Below are 17625 nucleotides of genomic sequence, written 5' to 3'. Positions count from 1 at the left end.
AAAGTGATAAAATGGAAAAAGCGAGGTGAAAAAATTAATATAGAGTAAGGGGGGGAGAAATATGAAAGCAACAGGAGTTATTCGAAAAGTAGACGAATTAGGACGAATTGTTATCCCTAAAGAATTACGCGATGTATTGGGAATACAAATCAAATCACCGCTTGAAATTTTTGTAGAAGCAGATAAAATCATTTTACAAAAATATCAACCTTACAATGCTTGCCAAATCACAGGTGATGTTTCAGAACAGAACATATCATTAGCAAATGGAAATATTACTGTTGGGATAGAGGGAGCGGAATATTTAGTAAAAGAGATAGAAAAGTTTTTAAACAAGAGTGAGGTTTAGTCTTAATTTATATTATTTTTCAAATTACATATCATTCTTTTAAAAGACTGTAAGAGGACCATTAATTGGTTCTCTTATTTTGGTTAGTAGTTGAACGACATGGGGTGTTACTTCCTACAAATCATAGGGAAAATAAAAAAGTAGTATAGAGTTAGTAAATGATGTTGAGAAATATTTGAAATGAAGGAAAACAAAAAGAATAAAACGAATGTTACATTTACACGTATTCAAAAGTGGTCTGAAATGAAAATAATACATTTTCAGGAGGGATTACGATGAGTAGTACAGTGAATAAACAAAAAGGTATACAATTGATTCCGTTTACCGTAAATAAGGTGGTAGAACAAGTAAATGAAATTCCACCAGGTGTACAAATGATTCACGCTCCGCAAGTATGGGAAAAGAGTGTGAAGGGGCAAGATGTAGTCGTTGCCGTATTAGATACAGGGTGTGATACTAATCATATAGATTTAAAAGATCGTATTATCGACGGAAGAAATTTCACAAAAGATTATGAAGCTGATCCAAATGTGTATCTTGATAATAACGGACATGGTACTCATGTAGCGGGGACGATTGCCGCGACTGAAAATGGTGTCGGTGTATTAGGAGTTGCACCACTTGCTAAAATGTTAGTATTAAAAGTTTTAGCGGGAGATGGTTCTGGAAGTTATGAGCAAATTATTGAGGCAATTCATTATGCTGTAAATTGGAGAGGGCCGAATCAAGAGAAAGTGAGAATTATTTCAATGTCACTTGGTGGTCCGCAAGATGTTCCAGAATTACATGAAGCAATTCAAAATGCGGTAAAGCAGGATGTTCTCGTTGTATGTGCTGCTGGAAATAATGGAGATTGCGATGATGAAACAGAGGAATTAGATTTCCCAGGTGCTTACTCTGAGGTAATTGAAGTTGGTGCTGTTAATTTAGAGCGGAAGATTGCATGTTTTAGTAATTCAAATCAAGAAATTGATCTAGTAGCGCCAGGTGATGAAATATTATCTACGTATCCAGATGGGAAATATGCTGTGTTAAGTGGAACTTCCATGGCGACGCCGCATATTGCTGGGGCGCTCGCCTTGCTCATTAAACAGTGTGAGAAAGAATACGGTCGAAAGTTATCAGAGCCGGAAGTATATGCACAACTTATTAAAAGAACTGTACCTTTAGGGTACGAACGTACATCTGAAGGGAATGGATTAATAGATTTATTAAAAGAATAGCCATATTAAAAAACATCTCATATGAATATGAGATGTTTTTTAATATGGCTTTGTCGCATGTAATACAACTTGTAACAAACCTGGGAATCTAGCATTTAAATCTTCTTCACGAATTGAAATGAAACGTTGTGTTCCTTCAAGGCGCGTGTACATAACACCTGACTCACGTAAAACTTTGAAATGGTGAGATAAAGTTGATTTCGCAATAGGGATGTTTAAAGCACCACAAGATTGTTCACTTTTCTCTAGTAACATATTTACAATTTGTAAACGAATTTGATCGCTAAGTGCATATAAGACAGAAGAAAATTGAATTTCTTCTCGATTCGGATGATAGAGTGTACGCATATTTCACCTACTTGTATAAGTTAAGATATTTGCACTATAACATATAAAGTGATATATTTCTATTGTTCAAATATATTCGAACAATAGAAATATAGGGGGAGAAAAAATGAAGTATACAAAATTGCAAAAGGCAGGACTAAATATTTCAAAGTTGGGTTTAGGTACAAATGCAGTAGGGGGACATAATTTATATGCTGATGTGAATGAAGAAGAGGGAAAGCAATTAGTAGAAGAAGCTATTCAGCAAGGGATTACATTTTTTGATACAGCAGATTCATATGGTTTTGGTAGATCAGAGGAATTAGTAGGAGAAGTATTAAAGGGAAAACGTCATGAGTTTATACTTGCTACAAAAGGTGGAATTCAACCGTTGTTAAATGGAGAAACTTATATTAACAATGAACCAAGTTATTTAAGAAATGCTGTGGAGAATAGCTTAAGAAGATTACAGACTGATTATATTGATTTATATTATTTACATTTTACAAATCCTGAAACAAGTTACATAGATTCAATCGGAGAGCTTACTCGTTTAAAAGAAGAAGGGAAAATTCGTTCAATTGGAATATCGAACGTAAACATAGAACAATTAAAAGAAGCGAACCAACATGGTCATATAGATGTTGTACAATCTCCGTACAATGTGTTAGAACGTACGGCAGAGGAAGAACTGTTGCCGTATTGTATAGAAGCGGGTATTTCATTTATTCCATATGGGCCTCTTGCTTTTGGAATATTAGGTGGGAAATATACAGAAGATTTTAAATTGAACGAAGTCGATTGGCGCCAAAATGTAAATCTATTTGAAGAAAATACATATAAGAGTAATTTTAAGAAAGTGGAAAAGTTAAAAGGGCTAGCTAAAGAAAATGATATTGAAGTGTCTCATTTAGCGTTAGCATGGTTATTAAATAAAGAAGGAATTGATACAGTTATACCTGGTGGAAAGCGGGCAGAGCAAATAAGAGAAAGTGTGAAAGCGGTAGACGTTTCATTGAATGAAAGAGTCATGAAAGAAATCCAATCTATTTTAGAAGATTAGTGAAACAGAGGGATAGTACCCTCTGTTTATATAAGGAGAAGGTCTAAATGAATAGAGTACTAGCTGTATTTTTCACGATAATGTTTATGATCGGTACAGACACTTTCTTAATTTCACCACTGTTGCCGACATTACAACAGGTGTATCATGTTTCAACCGAGTTGTCAGGATGGATGGTGAGTTCGTATGCTTTAGGGTATGCGGGATTTGCGCTTATTGCTGGTCCTATATCAGATGGATTAAACAGAAAAAAAGTGATGGTACTAGGTATGAGTTTTTTTGCAATAAGTACGTTTTTGTGTGGAATTGCACCGAGTTTTTTATGGATGCTAACATTTAGATTTTTAGCAGGTGTAAGTGCAGCTTTTGTATCTCCACAAGTGTGGGCATCCATTCCGCTCCTTATAGAGAAAAAGCAAATTGTGAAAGCAATTGGGGTTGCAACAGCAGGGTTATCAATCTCTCAAATTTTAGGGCTGCCACTGGGAGCTTATTTAGCAACGATACATTATACAATCCCATTCTATTTCATTGGTATATTATCAGCACTACTTGTTATTCTTATTTATGTTGTATTACCAGAAATACAGTCGGTTCATATAGATGGAAATAAAAAAGTGATTTTACAGCGTTATAAACAATTACTTACAGATTCAAAGGTTTCACTTTCTTATTTTGCATACTTTGTTTTTCAAACCGGAAATTTTGCTGCATTTTCATTTTTTGGTGTATGGCTTTCCATTCAATTTGGCTTACAGGTTCATGAAGTAGGTACGGCTATGCTTGTACTAGGATTAGGAAATTTAGCTGGTAATATTTTTGGCCCTAGACTTGTAAATAAAATTGGATACAATCTTTCTTTCTATGGTGGAATTGTATTTACGGCAGTGTTATATGTAATACTTCCCTATTTAAAGAATCTTATTTTTGTTGAATTCTTTTTCTTTGTTTTATTTTTTGTGACAGGAATTTTGTTTGTATTAATGATGGGACATTTACAAAACATGTCTACTATAGCACGGGGAACAGGTGCTGCCCTTGCTAACGCCTCGATGTACATTGGCCAAATGATTGGTGCGGTAATAGCAGGAATGTTATTTGCAACATCTCACAATTTTATACTAGTAGGTAGCTTTACAGCGTTATTATATGTTGTAGCTTTATTTCTGCTTAGAAAAGGTGAACACATTAGTAAAGATAATGAAAAAGGAATTGCATCATAAAGTTTTAGTAAATCAAAAAACAATTTTTTAGGATAAGTTAAAAAGGTGCTTTTTGATTGCATAGTTGCTGTATTTTTAATAATTCGTCGTTGAGCTGTATGATTGAAAAGGATTTGTAATAAAATTATGGGAAAATAAAAAACCCCTATATAGATAGGGGTTTATATATCGGCATATAGCTCCTCGGAAAAGGATATACCTAGTTTAACATATAGGAGTACTTATAATTGTGAAATAGATGTGAAAGTAATGTGAAAAATGTTGTAATAAAAAGCACTGTTTTAGCTAATGTAGCTAAAACAGTGCTTTTCTCTTTGATTGAACAGTTGCAGCATTTTCATCATGTATACCTGCATCTTTAATAATTCGTTGTTTTGCTTTATTTAATAGATGGTTTACTGCTTCGCCAAAATAGTTAGCTTCGCTTTTTGTGCGGGCTTCTCGTAAACATTTATAGTTTTCTAGCAGTTCCTCTTTTTCGGAGTTTGTTAAGAAATCTTCTATTTTCTTTTTTGTCATACGAAACACCCTTTCTCCTGACAAACGACGCAATAGAAAATATTTATTTCTCATTATAACAATAATTTTAAAAGAAAGTATACACTAACGTCGCAATAATTTGTCAATTTCTTGAATCTTCTCATCAGCTTTCCCAATTTGCGTATTTTTAGCCTGTTCGCCACCAAGAGCTTGATGTAGTAAAAAAGTTTGACCGGAAATAGCAGTTACAATGGATACTTTTATAATTTCTTTTATTGCGGTGACATCGAATAAAACGAGCCCAAGAAGTGCGGCTAGGCTACCAGTAAAAATATCAGTTAAAAATCCAAAATGAAAAAATGTTTTCAAACGGCGTGGAAGCAATAACTTACCTTGGTTATTGATTAGATGGGAAACGAAGCCGGTAATGCCACCAACGAGAACAGCGGTTAGCCATTGATACATTTCCATCGAATCCACTCCTTTTAGTGAATAAGATTCGATTATTTTATATTGATTCCTTTTAATATTTCATATAAGCATATTGAGAAAGTTTGTTTGGGTATATTTTGTATTCAAATTAATTATAACAGAAAATTTAGATAGATTTCAGTCTATTATATGAATCATTTTTACAATAATATGAATGCAGAAAGGGGTGCGTCATATGAATATAGATTATCGAATAAGAAGTGTAGATGGTTATACAAAAAAAATAGGGGAATTAGTAAGCCTGCTTGAGCATACGAGAGCTGTAACATTAGGCGAAGTAAAAAATTTATCAGTTGAGCAATTAGATTTAATTATGCAAAGCAGCGGAAATTCAATTGGCGCCTTATTAAAGCATATAGCAGCTATTGAAAAAGTTCATCAGCTTATTTCATTTCAAGATCGTGACTTTACAAAAGAAGAATTAGAAATATGGGAAGATGCACTGTATTTAGGGGAAGCGGGTAGAGCAATCTGTGGTCATGAAATACAGTATTATGTACAACTTCTACAAAGTGTTCGAGAAGAATCTCTGAAGTATTTAAGTGAACAAGGTAATGAGTGGCTCATGTCAGAAAGAAAGTGGCCTAACGGTGTAGTATATAACCAGCACTATCTTTGGTTTCATGTGCTAGAAGATGAAATTAGTCACCGAGGACAAATTAGAATGCTCAAAAACAAGTTATTTGAAAATTACGTTAAATGATGTAGCTTTTTATAGGAGAATTCCATATAATGAGAGTAATTAAAATAAGAACGGGGTGATGTATTATGGCGAAAATAACTTATATGAATAATAAATCAAATACAAAGGTGGATGGAAAGGGCGAAACGATATAAGTGAGCGCACTATCCTTCCACTTAGCTTAAACTAGGGAGGATATCAATTTGAATCAAAATATTTTAGAATCGTATGGCTGGGATTCTTTTTTTGAGGAACAAGCTGTAGAGAACTTTGAAGTAGGGCGTATTTTACTTGAGCATAAGCATATATATCGAATTATTTGTAATGATGGTGAATATATGGCAGAACTGTCTGGAAAGTTTCGGCATGAAGCAGTAACGAAGGGAGATTATCCAGCTGTTGGTGATTGGGTGTATATAAAGAAAATAGAGAATGAAAAGAAAGCTATCATTCATCGTATTTTTCCGAGAAGAAGCTCTTTTTCTAGACAAGAGGCTGGTACTCGAACGGAAGAACAAGTAATAGCAGCAAATGTAGATTATTTATTTTTAGTGAATGCACTTAATCATGATTTTAATGTTAGAAGGATGGAACGTTATTTATTATTAGCGTATGAAAGCGGTGCTATGCCAGTTATTGTTTTAACAAAGAGTAGTATATGTAATGATGTGGAACGGAAAATTGTAGAAACGGAAGCTATAGCAATTGGTGTTCCTATTTTCGTTGTTGATAGTTTAGAGCATACAGGTATTGATTCGTTGAAACAATTCGTTTCTTCAGGGAAAACAATTGCTTTAGTTGGGTCATCAGGGGTAGGAAAGTCAACTTTGTTAAATGCGCTAATAGGAATTGAGGTAGCAAAAACGGGAGATATACGTGAAGAGGATAGTAGGGGGAGGCATACGACAACGCATCGAGAGTTATTTCAATTGCCAAGTGGCGCTCTCGTAATTGATACTCCCGGCATGAGAGAATTGCAACTGTGGGAAGGAAGCGAAGCGATTCAAACAACATTCTCTGATATTGAAAAACTTGCGACAACATGCCGTTTTCGTGATTGTAAGCATGAGAATGAACCAGGATGCGCGGTGCATAGTGCAATTGATAACGGACTTATTACGATAGATCGTTTGAAAAGCTATAAAAAATTACAAAGAGAACTGGCGTATTTTATGAGAAAACAAGATGTAATCCTTGCCAGAGCAGAGCGTGATAAGTGGAAAAAGCTTTCTAAACAACATAAAAAAATGTAAAAACCAAAGGGTGCCCCTTTGGTTTTTTCTATTTGTAAATTTTATAATAATATTATTCATATATATAGACAAAGGGAATTTAATTGTTTAAACTTTACAAAGTATTCATCATAATAGGTTATGAAAATAATAATTAGGGATTGGGAAATATTCATAATTAACTCAATTTAACTTTTAAATTTGAAAATTAGGAGGTTCATAATGGATAAACTATTAAATTTGTTTCGTGATATGAAAGTAGCAAAAAAGCTATTAATTTCATTCTTTGTAATTTTAATTGCGGCTGTGTCTATTATCGGAGGCATGTCTTATCAAACAGCCAAAAAGAATTTTGAATCGCAAATTAAGAGTAGTGCCAACGACAATATAAAAATACTGGATAATTTAATCAATCAAATGATTGATGCAAAATTTAATGATGTGAATAATTTTGCACGGGTGATTCAGGGGAATATGTATCAAGGAGATAATCAGGATGAATTAAGAAAAATGTTATCTCAATATATAAATTTAAATAAAGATGTTGAACAAGTATATGTTGCCGGAAATGATAAAAAATTTGTACAAGAACCAAATATACAAATGGCAACAGACTATGATCCAACAGAGCGTTCTTGGTATAAAGATGCGGTTGCAAAACAAGGTGGTATTGTTGTTACTGAGCCATATAAGGCAAAAGGAAATGGACATATTGTCGTAACAATCGCAAAACAAACAGAAGATAAAAATGGGGTTGTTGCGCTAGATTTAAGTTTAGATAATTTATTAAAAACATCAAAGTTAATTAATATTGGTAAAAAAGGATATGCCTTCATTTTAGATGGAAAGCAAAAAATAATTGCTCATCCACAAGAAAAATCAGGGGAAAAAGCGGCTGATTCTTGGGCAAAGAAAATTTATGAAGATAATCACGGTGCTTTTTCATATTCTTATGGCGGTAGTGAAAAGAATATGGTATTTGCTACAAATGTAAAAACAGGTTGGAAAATTGGTGGGACTATGTACTCAAGTGAAGTAATTGAAGCTGCTCAACCTGTATTTTATAATATGTTAATTGTTATGCTTATCTCATTAGTAATAGGTGGAGCACTTATTTATTTTGTAACACTTTCAATTACGAAGCCTTTAAAGAGATTAGTTGTTACCTCTAAAGAAATAAGTGAAGGGGATTTAACGCAAACAATTGAAATTCATTCTAATGATGAAATCGGCCAACTTGCTAAAGGATTTAATGAGATGACGAATTCGTTACGGACGTTAATCGGAAGAATTAACGATTCAGCTGGGCATGTTGCAGCGGCATCAGAAGAGCTAACTGCAAGTGTAAGGCAAGCAAGTGAAGCGACTGAGCAAATCACAATCGCAATGGATGAAATATCAAGTGGGGCAACGACGCAAACAACAAGCGTAGAAAATGGCGCTATGTTACTGTTTGATGTAACGGAAGGAATTCAGCATGTAGCAAATAGTTCATCATCTATTAATACGGCTTCTGCACATACTCGTGAAAAAGCAGAAGATGGTGGGAAACTAGTAGGAAGAACAGTAAACCAGATGCAGTCTATTGCAGAATCTGTGTCACAATCAGATGCAGTTATACAATTACTAAATAATAAATCAAAACAAATTGGTGATATTTTAGAAGTAATTCAAAATATTGCAGATCAAACAAACCTTCTAGCTTTAAATGCGGCGATTGAAGCCGCAAGAGCCGGTGAGCATGGAAGAGGTTTCGCAATTGTTGCAGATGAAGTGCGTAAATTGGCAGAGCAGTCTAGCGTATCTTCTAGTGAAATTAGTAAATTAATATGTGAAATACAAGATGATATGGGTAAGACAGTCAAATCTATGAATCATGTAAATGAGGAAGTTCAATCTGGACTTGTTATCGCAAATGAAACGAAGCAAAACTTTGCTGAAATTTTACAATCTACAAATGAAATAGCTAATCAAATTAAGACGATGGTTGAAACGGCTAATGGAATGTCAAAAGGGGCAAATGAAGTATCTATTTCGGTAGGACAAATTGCAATGACAGCGCAAAATAATGCGACAAGCACACAAAACGTTGCGGCTTCAGCTGAAGAACAGCTAGCTTCGATGGAGGAAATTGGATCCGCAGCGGGCACGCTATCTCAAATGGCTGAAGAGTTACAAGGACTAATTGACAGATTTAAAGTTTAATAGAGAACAGACTATCCCCTAGTAGCGTTATGCCACTAGAGGGTAGTCTGTTTTATTGTGTAAAATCAAATAGGGATGTAGACTTTCTTTATGACGTTTAAAATGGCATTTTACATAATGTTTGTCGAAAAATAGAGGTATTTGTTAGCTTTGTGTATAATTATTAACGTATAGAATACAAATAAAAGGAGAGTATTATGGGAGTGTATTGGGGGACAAAAAGACATTCTTGGCTTAGTTACGTCTCATTTTGGCTAAGTATTTCATTTTTTATTGTTTTTCTAATTGAAGTGTTTATATTAAAAACACTTTCGAATAGCTCGGTACAAATTGTTAAATATTTTTATTTTATACTTGTACCAGTAAATATTTTTCTTAGTTTAAAGTTACTATTTAAGAAGAATGAAAAGAAAGCGTTACCTATTTTTAGTTTCATTGTCTCATTATTATTTGCAATTTTAATAATCGTATTAATTTTAGCAGCTATAGGGAAGTTCTTTTAAGGGGAGTGGTATAAGTCACTCTCCTTTTTTATTTGTGGTAGTCTTATTATATGTAAAAGTATGAATGCTGTGAGCTAATAAAAGCGGAGAGTAGACAATATTTGCATGGATTAAAGTCTGACGCTATTTAAACTTGTAAGAGTGTATGGAGTAATGAGGTAATATACATAATAATGGAGATAGAATTAGTTATTTTATAAGTATCTATGAAGCAAATGAATACGGTAAGAACGGTGATATATGGTACAATAGCTATGGATAGTGATAGAGATAAAGGGTATATAAAATACTCATCGTTTTTTAGTAAGAGAGGGGTTATCTTATGCTATACGAGGATTTGGAGACATTATTTCAAACAGCTCCGAAAGAAGATAGAGGCGGATGGAAATATATAATCCAAGAACAAAATGATACATATAAAATTGTTGATGAAATACTGAAAAATCAAATGAGTGTCGAATTGTATTTTAATGAATACGATGAGGTGAAAATCACTTTATATAAAGATGGAATTCCCATTACGACTATACAAAGAATTGTGATTTCAAAAGTTGAATTAGACGAAGATGAAGAAGGTATTCAATTTGTTTTAGAGCGCATGCCTAGTCGAATGATCCGGTTGCAGTTAAAGCCGTATTTAGCATTAGAGATGGGACCGTACTGGGAAGTATGTGATGATTGTGAATGAACATAAAAAAGCATCCAATAACATGGATGCTTTTTTATGTTTTTTGAAGTTGTTTAAACGCAATGATTGGAAGTATAACAATACTTACCCATCCGATGATAGGATATAGAATATGAAGTAAGTCACTGTAACCGATGTAACTAAAGCAATAACTAATTAGTAAAATGAAGAAAATAATATTGTGATTTTTCCACCCAGTAATAGATTGCATCTGTTTTGTCATTCCGAACACATTACCAACTAAAGTTGTGAAAACTTCACCGAAAATAATGAGAACGAAGAAGAAGTGAAAAGTTGCATTAAATCTTCTTATGACTTCAGCCATTGGGATGTTATATTGATAAAATTGATCGACTGATAAGATTGCTAAATGGCTGCATAATAAAATTAAAGAAAGTCCAGCACCACCTAAAATCCCACCCCAAAAAATGGCTTTTCGATCCTTTACTTCACTGGCTAATGGGACGAGAACACTTTGGGCGAGAGAAAGATTTAAGGCGACATATGTAATAGGGCTAGTAATCCATTTCATATTCCAACTCTCTGCAGGAATAGTGTTATTAATGGAAGGTGTACCGTGAAAAAAGGTTGTAATAGCAAGTCCGATAATAAAAATCATCATAATAGGTACGACAAGTGTATTTACTTCAAAAACACCTTGTAATCCGCGGCTACTTATAATGAGACAAGCGATAACTGTAATGAGAATACCGAGTTGTCTTGGTAAGCGAAGTTGCTCTTCAAATACTGCACCAGCCCCTGATAACATAACGCTCGTTACACCGAATAAAACGAGTAATAATAATGTGTTTACAACATTCCCAAATACATCCCCAAATAAATATTTGTTAAATTCTTGCGCTGAAAATGCCCCGATTTGTGATGAAAGTAACATCATCTTTGTGCCGAGCCAAATAAAAAAAAATCCACTTACACATATGCCAATTGTCCCGTATAATCCATTCACTGTGAAAAATTCAACAATTTCTCGTCCAGTAGCAAATCCAGCTCCAACGACAGTTCCGATATAAGTAGCAGCTACTTTCTTTGCTACTTGCCATTGTTGATTGTCCATGTTATCCCTCTTTCTACTATGATGAGCTTGATGTACTATTATGCATATGTATGAGCTTGGACAATTAGACGTATGAAGTGTTTGAAAAAATACATGAATTAAATGATATTAGGGAAGTATTAAAGGTGTTAAAACTTTGTTACATATAAGCCGATTGTTCGAAAGGAAAGGGAATGTATGGTAAAATGTAATTAGGTTATTAAAAGATAAACATTACAAAATGATAAGAGGAGTGGATTGTATGAGTACGAAAACAAATGTTGTTGAAGTATTAAACAAGCAGGTAGCAAACTGGAATGTGTTATATGTGAAATTACATAATTATCACTGGTATGTGACAGGGCCACACTTCTTTACATTACATGAGAAATTTGAAGAGTTTTATAATGAAGCTGGAACGTATATTGATGAGTTAGCAGAACGTATTTTAGCTTTAGAAGGTAAACCATTAGCGACAATGAAAGAATATCTCGCAACATCTAGTGTCAGCGAAGGGACAAGCAAAGAATCTGCAGAAGAAATGGTGCAAACATTAGTGAATGATTATTCTGCACTTATTCAAGAATTAAAAGAAGGTATGGAAGTTGCGGGCGAAGCTGGCGATGAAACATCAGCTGACATGCTGTTAGCAATTCATACAACATTAGAACAACATGTATGGATGCTAAGTGCATTCTTAAAATAACGATAAAAAATATAAAGAAACCCATTGAAAAATTATTTCAATGGGTTTTTTTATGATTTTTCAGTTTTCTTTTATGCTATAATATAGTAAAAAGGAGGCGATGCGATGTTTCGCTTTTTCAGAACTGGAAAAGAAGAGCGGGAAATTACGAAAGATGAATTAGAACAAGCGATGGCTCAGTTTTTAGAAACGAATGCTAATATCGTTTATACAGTATTAGTAAATGAAGATTATACAGTAAATTATGATTTGTTAAAACCGTATTTACCTGCATTTCCAACAAATGATTTTCTCATAACGAAGGAAACGCTTGAGGTATTTGAACATACAGCAGAAAATTTAAACCTAGTGAAAGAAATTGATGTCGTACAAAAGGCAGTAGATCAATACGTAACAGAAAAAGAAATGTTCCCAATTGTTGAAGGTAGCGAAGATCGCCTCATATGCGGAATGAAACTAGGACCTTACTTAAATCGTAGCTTAAAAAGAGACTTATATATTTCAGAAAAACATTATTTAGTTTCAAGTAAACCAGATAGAAAAAAACAAAAGAGCGGGTAGACGTAATGAAAACAACAATACATATATTGTTGTCTTTTTTTTGTTTGTTAAAATATTGACTTTTCAGTTTATTAATATTTATATTAAATGTATTGGACAGAGAAGGATAACTATTAAGTATCATTCGGAGAATAAGATATTGCTAGGGCGAGTTATATAAAATCTTCACAAAGTGGTATAAAGATTCGCAAAATAAATATTATAAAAAGTTTCGGGGGAATTGGTACATGAAAAATAGTATGACTTACATTCAATTATTAAATGAAACGTTACGTTGTTATGCAAATAAAGGAAGTTTTGAAGCGTACAATTATATAATGGAAAACGCTACAGGTGTAATAGGGAATGAGGCGCAAATATATAATTTTAAGTATGCGCTCGCAAGTGCATCAGGACTTGAAAAAGAAGCATTACATTTAATGAGGAAGGCCATTATAGAAAAGGGATTCTGGTATGGAAATGAATATTTAATTTCCGACGAAGATTTAAAATCACTACATAAATTTAAAGAATTTCATACAATGGTGCAATTATGTAAAGAAAGAGAAGAATTAGCACATAAAAAGGAAAGACCAGATGTGAAATATATATACAGCAAGAAAGAGGGGAAACTACTACTTACATTACATGGTGACCAAGAAAATATTCAAATAGTAGAGCCATATTGGAAATCAGTTTTGGCACAAGATTACACGTTAGCTTTACCACAGTCTTCACAAATTCAGTTTTCAGATGGATTTGTTTGGGATGATATAGAGAGAGGGAAAGAAGAATTAAAAGAGCATTACAATAAGTTTATAGAAAATCATACAGTAGAAAATGTGATAATTGGTGGTTTTTCTGCAGGGGCAAGAGTAGCTTTATATACGATTTTACAAAAAGATATAGATGTAGATGGTTTTATTTTTATGGCACCATGGCTTCCTGAGATTGAAGAATGGGATGAGTTGCTAAGAGTGCTGCAGGATAAACATATAAAAGGATATATAGTATGCGGGGATCAAGATGAAGATTGTTTCGAATCCACGCAGCAATTTGTACGATTATTAAGAGATAAGAATATAGAACATAAGTATAAAGTTGTGCCTAACTTAGATCATGATTATCCTATTAACTTTGATGAGCTATTAAAAGAAGCTATTGAATATATAGGAAATAAAAACAATAAGTAGTAAGAAAAAGAGATGCATCATATGTGATGCATCTCTTTTTAGAGTTATAAATTAAAAGCATTTGCTAGTAAGCGATAAGACTTTAATTTATGTTCAAATTGATGGGTAATCGTGACAATCATAAATTCGTCAGTATTGTATGCTTTGCTTAAGTTTATTATTTTTTCTTTTACAGAAGACGGATCACCAACAATCATACGTTGACGATTTTCTTTTATACGGAATAAATCATAAGCACTGTATGAATAATTTTGAGCAGTTTCAATAGAAGGTGTACCAGTAGTTCGTTTTCCTTGCTCTAATAATAAGATTGATAAATCTAAACTAGAAGCAATTTTTTCCGCTTCTTCATTTGTTTCTCCGCATATAACAAAGATGGCAACGATTGAATTAGGCTTATCTCCTAAAAATGAAGGCTGAAATTGTTCTTGGTAAGCCCTCATAACTTCAGGGCCTCCGAAGCCATTAATAAATTGTGCAAATGCGAAAGAAGCTCCGTTGTTTGCAGCAATTTTAGCGCTCTCTCCGCTAGAACCGAGCATCCACATTTCAGGAGATGTTGGGATAACTGGAGTAGCTTTTAAGTTTGCATAGTGATGGTTTTCTGGTATTTGATCATGTAAGTACATTGCAACGTCTGCAATTTGTTCTGGATATTGATCAAGTGAGACCATTTTCCCTTCTTGAAGTGCGCGAGTTGCTATTGGCATACCACCAGGAGCTCTACCAACACCGAGATCGATGCGGTTCGGATACAGTGCTTCTAGAACACGGAAATTCTCAGCAACTTTATATGGGCTATAATGTGGTAACATAACACCACCTGAACCGACTCTAATACGGTCCGTTTTTGCTGCAATATGAGAAATAAGTATTTCTGGACTTGAACCAGCTAAGCTTACGGAATTATGATGTTCGGATACCCAAAAACGTGTGAATCCGAGTTTTTCAACTTCTTGTGCAAGCGTAACTGTATGTGAAAAAGCTTGGGCTGCTGTGCTACCATCTGAAATAGGTGATTGGTCTAATACACTTAACTTGATCATAGAATATACCTCTCAATCTTAATGTACATCCTATTATATATTTACTTATGAAAAATGCGTAGTGAAATGCTCAAAATGAAAAGCGGATAATCCTATTTCCACTTTTAACGAGAAAATCCGCGTTCATAATGATTCATTTCGACCAGATTTAAAATATATTCATAGTTGTCAATTTCACATTTTAGCTGTTCACGTTCTTTTTCAGATAGTGTTATATTGCTAAGTTTTTTACATAAGTTTTGTTTCTTTAATTCTAAATGCTTTTTTGTAGCGTGGTAATCATAAGTATGTTTCATTTTTTAGTCACTCCTTCGTTGCGGTTGCTATATTATACGAAGCATAAAGAAATATGAAATCTGTCTCTTATGTACTTTTAGTGAATATTCAAATTGCAATGGTGTTATGTTTATGGAGATTTATGAATAAAATGCACTAAACCACTAACGTCCATTTGATGAAGTAAGGGGTGGAATTGTGCAGAAAGATATAATGTATAACACTGAAATGGATGAAGCGTTAAAAGTTATAGATAAAGGATTGAAGAAGACGATAAATCCAAAACAAATTATTGTAGTGGGAGCTGGTATGGCTGGATTAGTTTCAGCATCTTTATTAAAGGCTGCAGGACATGATGTGAAAATTTTTGAAGCAAACAATCGGGTAGGTGGCCGTATAGAAACGGTTAGAATGGAAGATACCGGATTATATTTAGATGTCGGAGCAATGAGAATTCCGTATTCGCATACATTAACGATGGCTTATATAAGAAAATTTGGGCTACAGGTGAGTCCATTTATTAATAGAAATGAGACGGATATTATATACGTAAATGGACGAAAAACGACGTTGAAACAATATGAAAAGGATCCAAGTATTTTAAGGTATCCTGTGGAAATGAATGAAGTGGGAAAAACGTCTGAAGAACTATTGTTATTAGCAGTACAGCCGATAATAAATTTTATTAAAAGAAATCCAGAGAAAAATTGGGATGTTGTAGTGAAGGACTTTGGGAGATATTCCACAGGACAATTTTTGAAGTATCACCCTTATCAGTATAATACTTACTTTTCGCCAGTAACAATTGAGATGATTGGTGTTCTATTAGATTTAGAAGGTTTTTTGGAACGATCGTTTGTAGAGACTTTACGCTTTCTATACATTATGCAAGAGGAGAGCGGATTTTGTGAAATTGTGGGCGGGAACGATAGATTGCCAAAGTCATTTTTACCGCAATTAGAAGAGAATATTATATATAATCAAAAATTAATGAAGCTACATCAACACGATAATGGTGTGACAGCTTTCTATCGGAACGAGGAAACTTTTGAATATAGTAGTATTACAGGAGATTTAGTTATTGTTACCATTCCGTTTTCGACAATGCGTTTTGTAGAAGTAGATCCGTTTGATTCTATATCTCATGAAAAATGGAAAGCAATTCGTGAATTACATTATATGCCTGCGACGAAAATAGGAATTCAATTTAAAAGCCGATTTTGGGAAGAACAAGGACAATTAGGTGGCAGAATTATAACAGATTTGCCAATTCGTTATGCCTATTATCCAAGTTATGGAATTGGTGAGAAAGGACCGGCTATGATGTTAGGTAGCTATACATGGTCTTATGACGCATTGTTATGGGATGGTTTATCAAAAGGTGATCGTATTTATTACGCATTACACAACTTAGCAACAATATTAGGTGGTCAAGTGTATGATGAGTTCATATCTGGAATATCAAAAAGCTGGACATTGGATCCGTATGCGCTTGGAGGATTTGCACTTTTTCAAGCAGGTCAAGAATCTGAGCTGCAACCAGCGATTGTCAAACCAGGGGGGAGAATATTCTTCGCTGGAGATCATACAACGCTATATCACGGATGGATTCAAGGTGCGATTGAATCTGGAATTCGTGTAGCGGCGGAAGTGAATGAGTAAAAGGTTTTCAATTCAGAAAATTCTTTACTATATAACTTGAGATGGATATTATTATATATAAAAGAATTATGGGGAGTGTTTACAGTGAATCCGTTATTATTCGATTTTCCTTCTGAATTTTATACTGACAGGCTTTTTATTCGAATGCCGAAACCAGGAGATGGTAAAGTTGTATATGATGCAATTCAGGCTTCAATACAAGAACTAAAACCTTGGATGGTGTTTGCACAAAAAGAGCAAACAGAGCAAGAAATAGAAGAAAGTATTAGAAAATCACATATTCAATTTTTGCAACGTGAGGATTTAAGATTACTAGTATTTTCGAAAGAAACAGGTGAATTTATTGCTTCAGCCGGATTACATCGTATTAATTGGGATATACCTCAATTTGAAATCGGATATTGGATTGATACAAGGTTTAGCGGAAAAGGCTATATGGTAGAGGCTGCGAAAGGTATAACGGATTATGCTTTTTCTGAATTGAAAGCAAACCGTGTAGAAATTCGTTGTGATTCTTTAAATAAGAAGAGTAGAGCGATACCTGAGAAATTAGGCTTTAAGTTAGAAGGTACGTTAGAAAGTGCGAGTGTTACGGTAGATGGAAACGGATTAAGGGATATGTGTGTATTTGCCATGACTAGAAATACATATGAAAAAGAAGAGCTGTAAGAAAACAGCTCT

At 33.9% G+C, this 17625-nt stretch carries 20 protein-coding genes; 14 read left to right on the top strand and 6 right to left on the bottom strand.

Features of this window, described 5'->3' with window-relative positions:
• The first annotated feature begins 61 nt into the window (after positions 1-61).
• The gene (locus tag OXT04_RS27080) at positions 62-349 is read left to right on the top strand and encodes an AbrB/MazE/SpoVT family DNA-binding domain-containing protein (RefSeq protein ID WP_000648324.1); all 288 of its coding nucleotides are present in this window, start codon (positions 62-64) and stop codon (positions 347-349) included.
• Positions 350-624: 275 nt separating this feature from the next.
• The gene (locus tag OXT04_RS27075) at positions 625-1572 is read left to right on the top strand and encodes a S8 family peptidase (protein WP_000099763.1); all 948 of its coding nucleotides are present in this window, start codon (positions 625-627) and stop codon (positions 1570-1572) included.
• Positions 1573-1611: 39 nt separating this feature from the next.
• On the opposite strand, the gene OXT04_RS27070 is transcribed toward OXT04_RS27075, so the two are convergent.
• A complete protein-coding gene (locus tag OXT04_RS27070; protein WP_053564708.1) occupies positions 1612-1920 on the bottom strand; it encodes an ArsR/SmtB family transcription factor in 309 nt (102 codons plus the stop codon).
• Between the two features lie 106 nt (positions 1921-2026).
• Here OXT04_RS27070 and OXT04_RS27065 point away from each other — a divergent pair, with 106 nt between their 5' ends.
• Both OXT04_RS27065 and OXT04_RS27060 read left to right on the top strand, forming a co-directional pair.
• Positions 2027-2962 (top strand): aldo/keto reductase, encoded by a 936-nt coding sequence (locus tag OXT04_RS27065; protein ID WP_097821625.1) that lies wholly within the window; start codon positions 2027-2029, stop codon positions 2960-2962.
• 47 nt (positions 2963-3009) lie between these two features.
• Complete coding sequence (locus OXT04_RS27060; RefSeq protein WP_097821626.1) at positions 3010-4185, top strand: MFS transporter; 1176 nt, start codon at positions 3010-3012, stop codon at positions 4183-4185.
• A gap of 294 nt (positions 4186-4479) precedes the next feature.
• Here OXT04_RS27060 and OXT04_RS27055 read toward each other — a convergent pair whose 3' ends face one another.
• Together OXT04_RS27055 and OXT04_RS27050 are read right to left on the bottom strand one after the other, a co-directional pair.
• Complete coding sequence (locus OXT04_RS27055) at positions 4480-4704, bottom strand: hypothetical protein (RefSeq protein WP_000162602.1); 225 nt, start codon at positions 4702-4704, stop codon at positions 4480-4482.
• 84 nt (positions 4705-4788) lie between these two features.
• On the bottom strand, positions 4789-5136 hold the full coding sequence (locus OXT04_RS27050) for a DUF4257 domain-containing protein (protein WP_000426317.1): 348 nt from the start codon (positions 5134-5136) through the stop codon (positions 4789-4791).
• 196 nt (positions 5137-5332) lie between these two features.
• Here OXT04_RS27050 and OXT04_RS27045 point away from each other — a divergent pair, with 196 nt between their 5' ends.
• The 5 genes from OXT04_RS27045 to OXT04_RS27025 all read left to right on the top strand — a co-directional run bounded on the left by OXT04_RS27045 (position 5333) and on the right by OXT04_RS27025 (position 10467).
• Positions 5333-5860: a DinB family protein gene (locus tag OXT04_RS27045; protein ID WP_065228693.1), complete on the top strand. Its 528-nt coding sequence runs from the start codon at positions 5333-5335 to the stop codon at positions 5858-5860.
• A 182-nt stretch (positions 5861-6042) separates the two neighbouring features.
• Positions 6043-7092, top strand: a complete 1050-nt coding sequence (gene rsgA / locus OXT04_RS27040) for a ribosome small subunit-dependent GTPase A (RefSeq protein WP_065228694.1) — start codon at positions 6043-6045, stop codon at positions 7090-7092.
• A 201-nt stretch (positions 7093-7293) separates the two neighbouring features.
• Positions 7294-9276 carry a methyl-accepting chemotaxis protein gene (locus tag OXT04_RS27035; RefSeq protein WP_097821628.1) on the top strand — a complete coding sequence of 661 codons (1983 nt, stop codon included), beginning with the start codon at positions 7294-7296 and terminating at the stop codon, positions 9274-9276.
• 197 nt (positions 9277-9473) lie between these two features.
• Positions 9474-9779, top strand: a complete 306-nt coding sequence (locus OXT04_RS27030) for a hypothetical protein (RefSeq protein ID WP_065211650.1) — start codon at positions 9474-9476, stop codon at positions 9777-9779.
• Positions 9780-10101: 322 nt separating this feature from the next.
• Positions 10102-10467 (top strand): DUF3979 family protein, encoded by a 366-nt coding sequence (locus tag OXT04_RS27025; RefSeq protein WP_000965063.1) that lies wholly within the window; start codon positions 10102-10104, stop codon positions 10465-10467.
• A 34-nt stretch (positions 10468-10501) separates the two neighbouring features.
• Here the strand turns inward: OXT04_RS27025 and OXT04_RS27020 are convergent, their stop codons facing one another.
• The gene (locus OXT04_RS27020) at positions 10502-11542 is read right to left on the bottom strand and encodes a YkvI family membrane protein (protein WP_000370207.1); all 1041 of its coding nucleotides are present in this window, start codon (positions 11540-11542) and stop codon (positions 10502-10504) included.
• Positions 11543-11783: 241 nt separating this feature from the next.
• Here OXT04_RS27020 and OXT04_RS27015 point away from each other — a divergent pair, with 241 nt between their 5' ends.
• From OXT04_RS27015 to OXT04_RS27005, 3 genes are all read left to right on the top strand, one after another.
• Positions 11784-12227: a Dps family protein gene (locus OXT04_RS27015; RefSeq protein ID WP_000105199.1), complete on the top strand. Its 444-nt coding sequence runs from the start codon at positions 11784-11786 to the stop codon at positions 12225-12227.
• 105 nt (positions 12228-12332) lie between these two features.
• Positions 12333-12788: a DUF3939 domain-containing protein gene (locus OXT04_RS27010; protein WP_000488209.1), complete on the top strand. Its 456-nt coding sequence runs from the start codon at positions 12333-12335 to the stop codon at positions 12786-12788.
• A 227-nt stretch (positions 12789-13015) separates the two neighbouring features.
• The gene (locus OXT04_RS27005; RefSeq protein WP_098569991.1) at positions 13016-13960 is read left to right on the top strand and encodes an alpha/beta hydrolase; all 945 of its coding nucleotides are present in this window, start codon (positions 13016-13018) and stop codon (positions 13958-13960) included.
• A 44-nt stretch (positions 13961-14004) separates the two neighbouring features.
• Here the strand turns inward: OXT04_RS27005 and OXT04_RS27000 are convergent, their stop codons facing one another.
• Both OXT04_RS27000 and OXT04_RS26995 read right to left on the bottom strand, forming a co-directional pair.
• Positions 14005-15006, bottom strand: a complete 1002-nt coding sequence (locus OXT04_RS27000; RefSeq protein ID WP_000594038.1) for an LLM class flavin-dependent oxidoreductase — start codon at positions 15004-15006, stop codon at positions 14005-14007.
• Positions 15007-15110: 104 nt separating this feature from the next.
• On the bottom strand, positions 15111-15302 hold the full coding sequence (locus OXT04_RS26995; protein ID WP_000683362.1) for a DUF3896 domain-containing protein: 192 nt from the start codon (positions 15300-15302) through the stop codon (positions 15111-15113).
• Between the two features lie 178 nt (positions 15303-15480).
• Between OXT04_RS26995 and OXT04_RS26990 the strand changes: the two genes are divergently transcribed.
• Together OXT04_RS26990 and OXT04_RS26985 are read left to right on the top strand one after the other, a co-directional pair.
• On the top strand, positions 15481-16944 hold the full coding sequence (locus OXT04_RS26990) for a flavin monoamine oxidase family protein (protein WP_142306361.1): 1464 nt from the start codon (positions 15481-15483) through the stop codon (positions 16942-16944).
• A gap of 84 nt (positions 16945-17028) precedes the next feature.
• The gene (locus OXT04_RS26985; RefSeq protein ID WP_001068747.1) at positions 17029-17613 is read left to right on the top strand and encodes a GNAT family N-acetyltransferase; all 585 of its coding nucleotides are present in this window, start codon (positions 17029-17031) and stop codon (positions 17611-17613) included.
• The last annotated feature ends 12 nt before the right edge of the window (positions 17614-17625 follow it).

The organism is Bacillus sp. GC_Bacil_1 (assembly GCF_026540675.1).
In the GTDB taxonomy this organism is placed as follows: Bacteria; Bacillota; Bacilli; order Bacillales; family Bacillaceae_G; genus Bacillus_A; species Bacillus_A cereus.
The sequence above is the reverse complement of the archived record's forward strand: the minus strand, read 5'-3'. Positions and strand labels throughout refer to the sequence as shown.

Bases quoted from the DNA above. Each gene is read 5' to 3' on its own strand.
- OXT04_RS27045 (WP_065228693.1), top strand. From the start codon at position 5,333: ATGAATATAGATTATCGAATAAGAAGTGTAGATGGTTATACAAAAAAA.
- OXT04_RS27030 (WP_065211650.1), top strand. From the start codon at position 9,474: ATGGGAGTGTATTGGGGGACAAAAAGACATTCTTGGCTTAGTTACGTC.
- OXT04_RS27010 (WP_000488209.1), top strand. From the start codon at position 12,333: ATGTTTCGCTTTTTCAGAACTGGAAAAGAAGAGCGGGAAATTACGAAA.
- OXT04_RS27075 (WP_000099763.1), top strand. From the start codon at position 625: ATGAGTAGTACAGTGAATAAACAAAAAGGTATACAATTGATTCCGTTT.
- OXT04_RS27060 (WP_097821626.1), top strand. From the start codon at position 3,010: ATGAATAGAGTACTAGCTGTATTTTTCACGATAATGTTTATGATCGGT.
- OXT04_RS27080 (WP_000648324.1), top strand. From the start codon at position 62: ATGAAAGCAACAGGAGTTATTCGAAAAGTAGACGAATTAGGACGAATT.
- OXT04_RS27070 (WP_053564708.1), bottom strand. From the start codon at position 1,920: ATGCGTACACTCTATCATCCGAATCGAGAAGAAATTCAATTTTCTTCT.
- OXT04_RS27005 (WP_098569991.1), top strand. From the start codon at position 13,016: ATGAAAAATAGTATGACTTACATTCAATTATTAAATGAAACGTTACGT.
- OXT04_RS27015 (WP_000105199.1), top strand. From the start codon at position 11,784: ATGAGTACGAAAACAAATGTTGTTGAAGTATTAAACAAGCAGGTAGCA.
- OXT04_RS27035 (WP_097821628.1), top strand. From the start codon at position 7,294: ATGGATAAACTATTAAATTTGTTTCGTGATATGAAAGTAGCAAAAAAG.
- OXT04_RS27025 (WP_000965063.1), top strand. From the start codon at position 10,102: ATGCTATACGAGGATTTGGAGACATTATTTCAAACAGCTCCGAAAGAA.
- OXT04_RS27050 (WP_000426317.1), bottom strand. From the start codon at position 5,136: ATGGAAATGTATCAATGGCTAACCGCTGTTCTCGTTGGTGGCATTACC.
- OXT04_RS27065 (WP_097821625.1), top strand. From the start codon at position 2,027: ATGAAGTATACAAAATTGCAAAAGGCAGGACTAAATATTTCAAAGTTG.
- OXT04_RS27055 (WP_000162602.1), bottom strand. From the start codon at position 4,704: ATGACAAAAAAGAAAATAGAAGATTTCTTAACAAACTCCGAAAAAGAG.
- OXT04_RS26995 (WP_000683362.1), bottom strand. From the start codon at position 15,302: ATGAAACATACTTATGATTACCACGCTACAAAAAAGCATTTAGAATTA.
- OXT04_RS27020 (WP_000370207.1), bottom strand. From the start codon at position 11,542: ATGGACAATCAACAATGGCAAGTAGCAAAGAAAGTAGCTGCTACTTAT.
- OXT04_RS27000 (WP_000594038.1), bottom strand. From the start codon at position 15,006: ATGATCAAGTTAAGTGTATTAGACCAATCACCTATTTCAGATGGTAGC.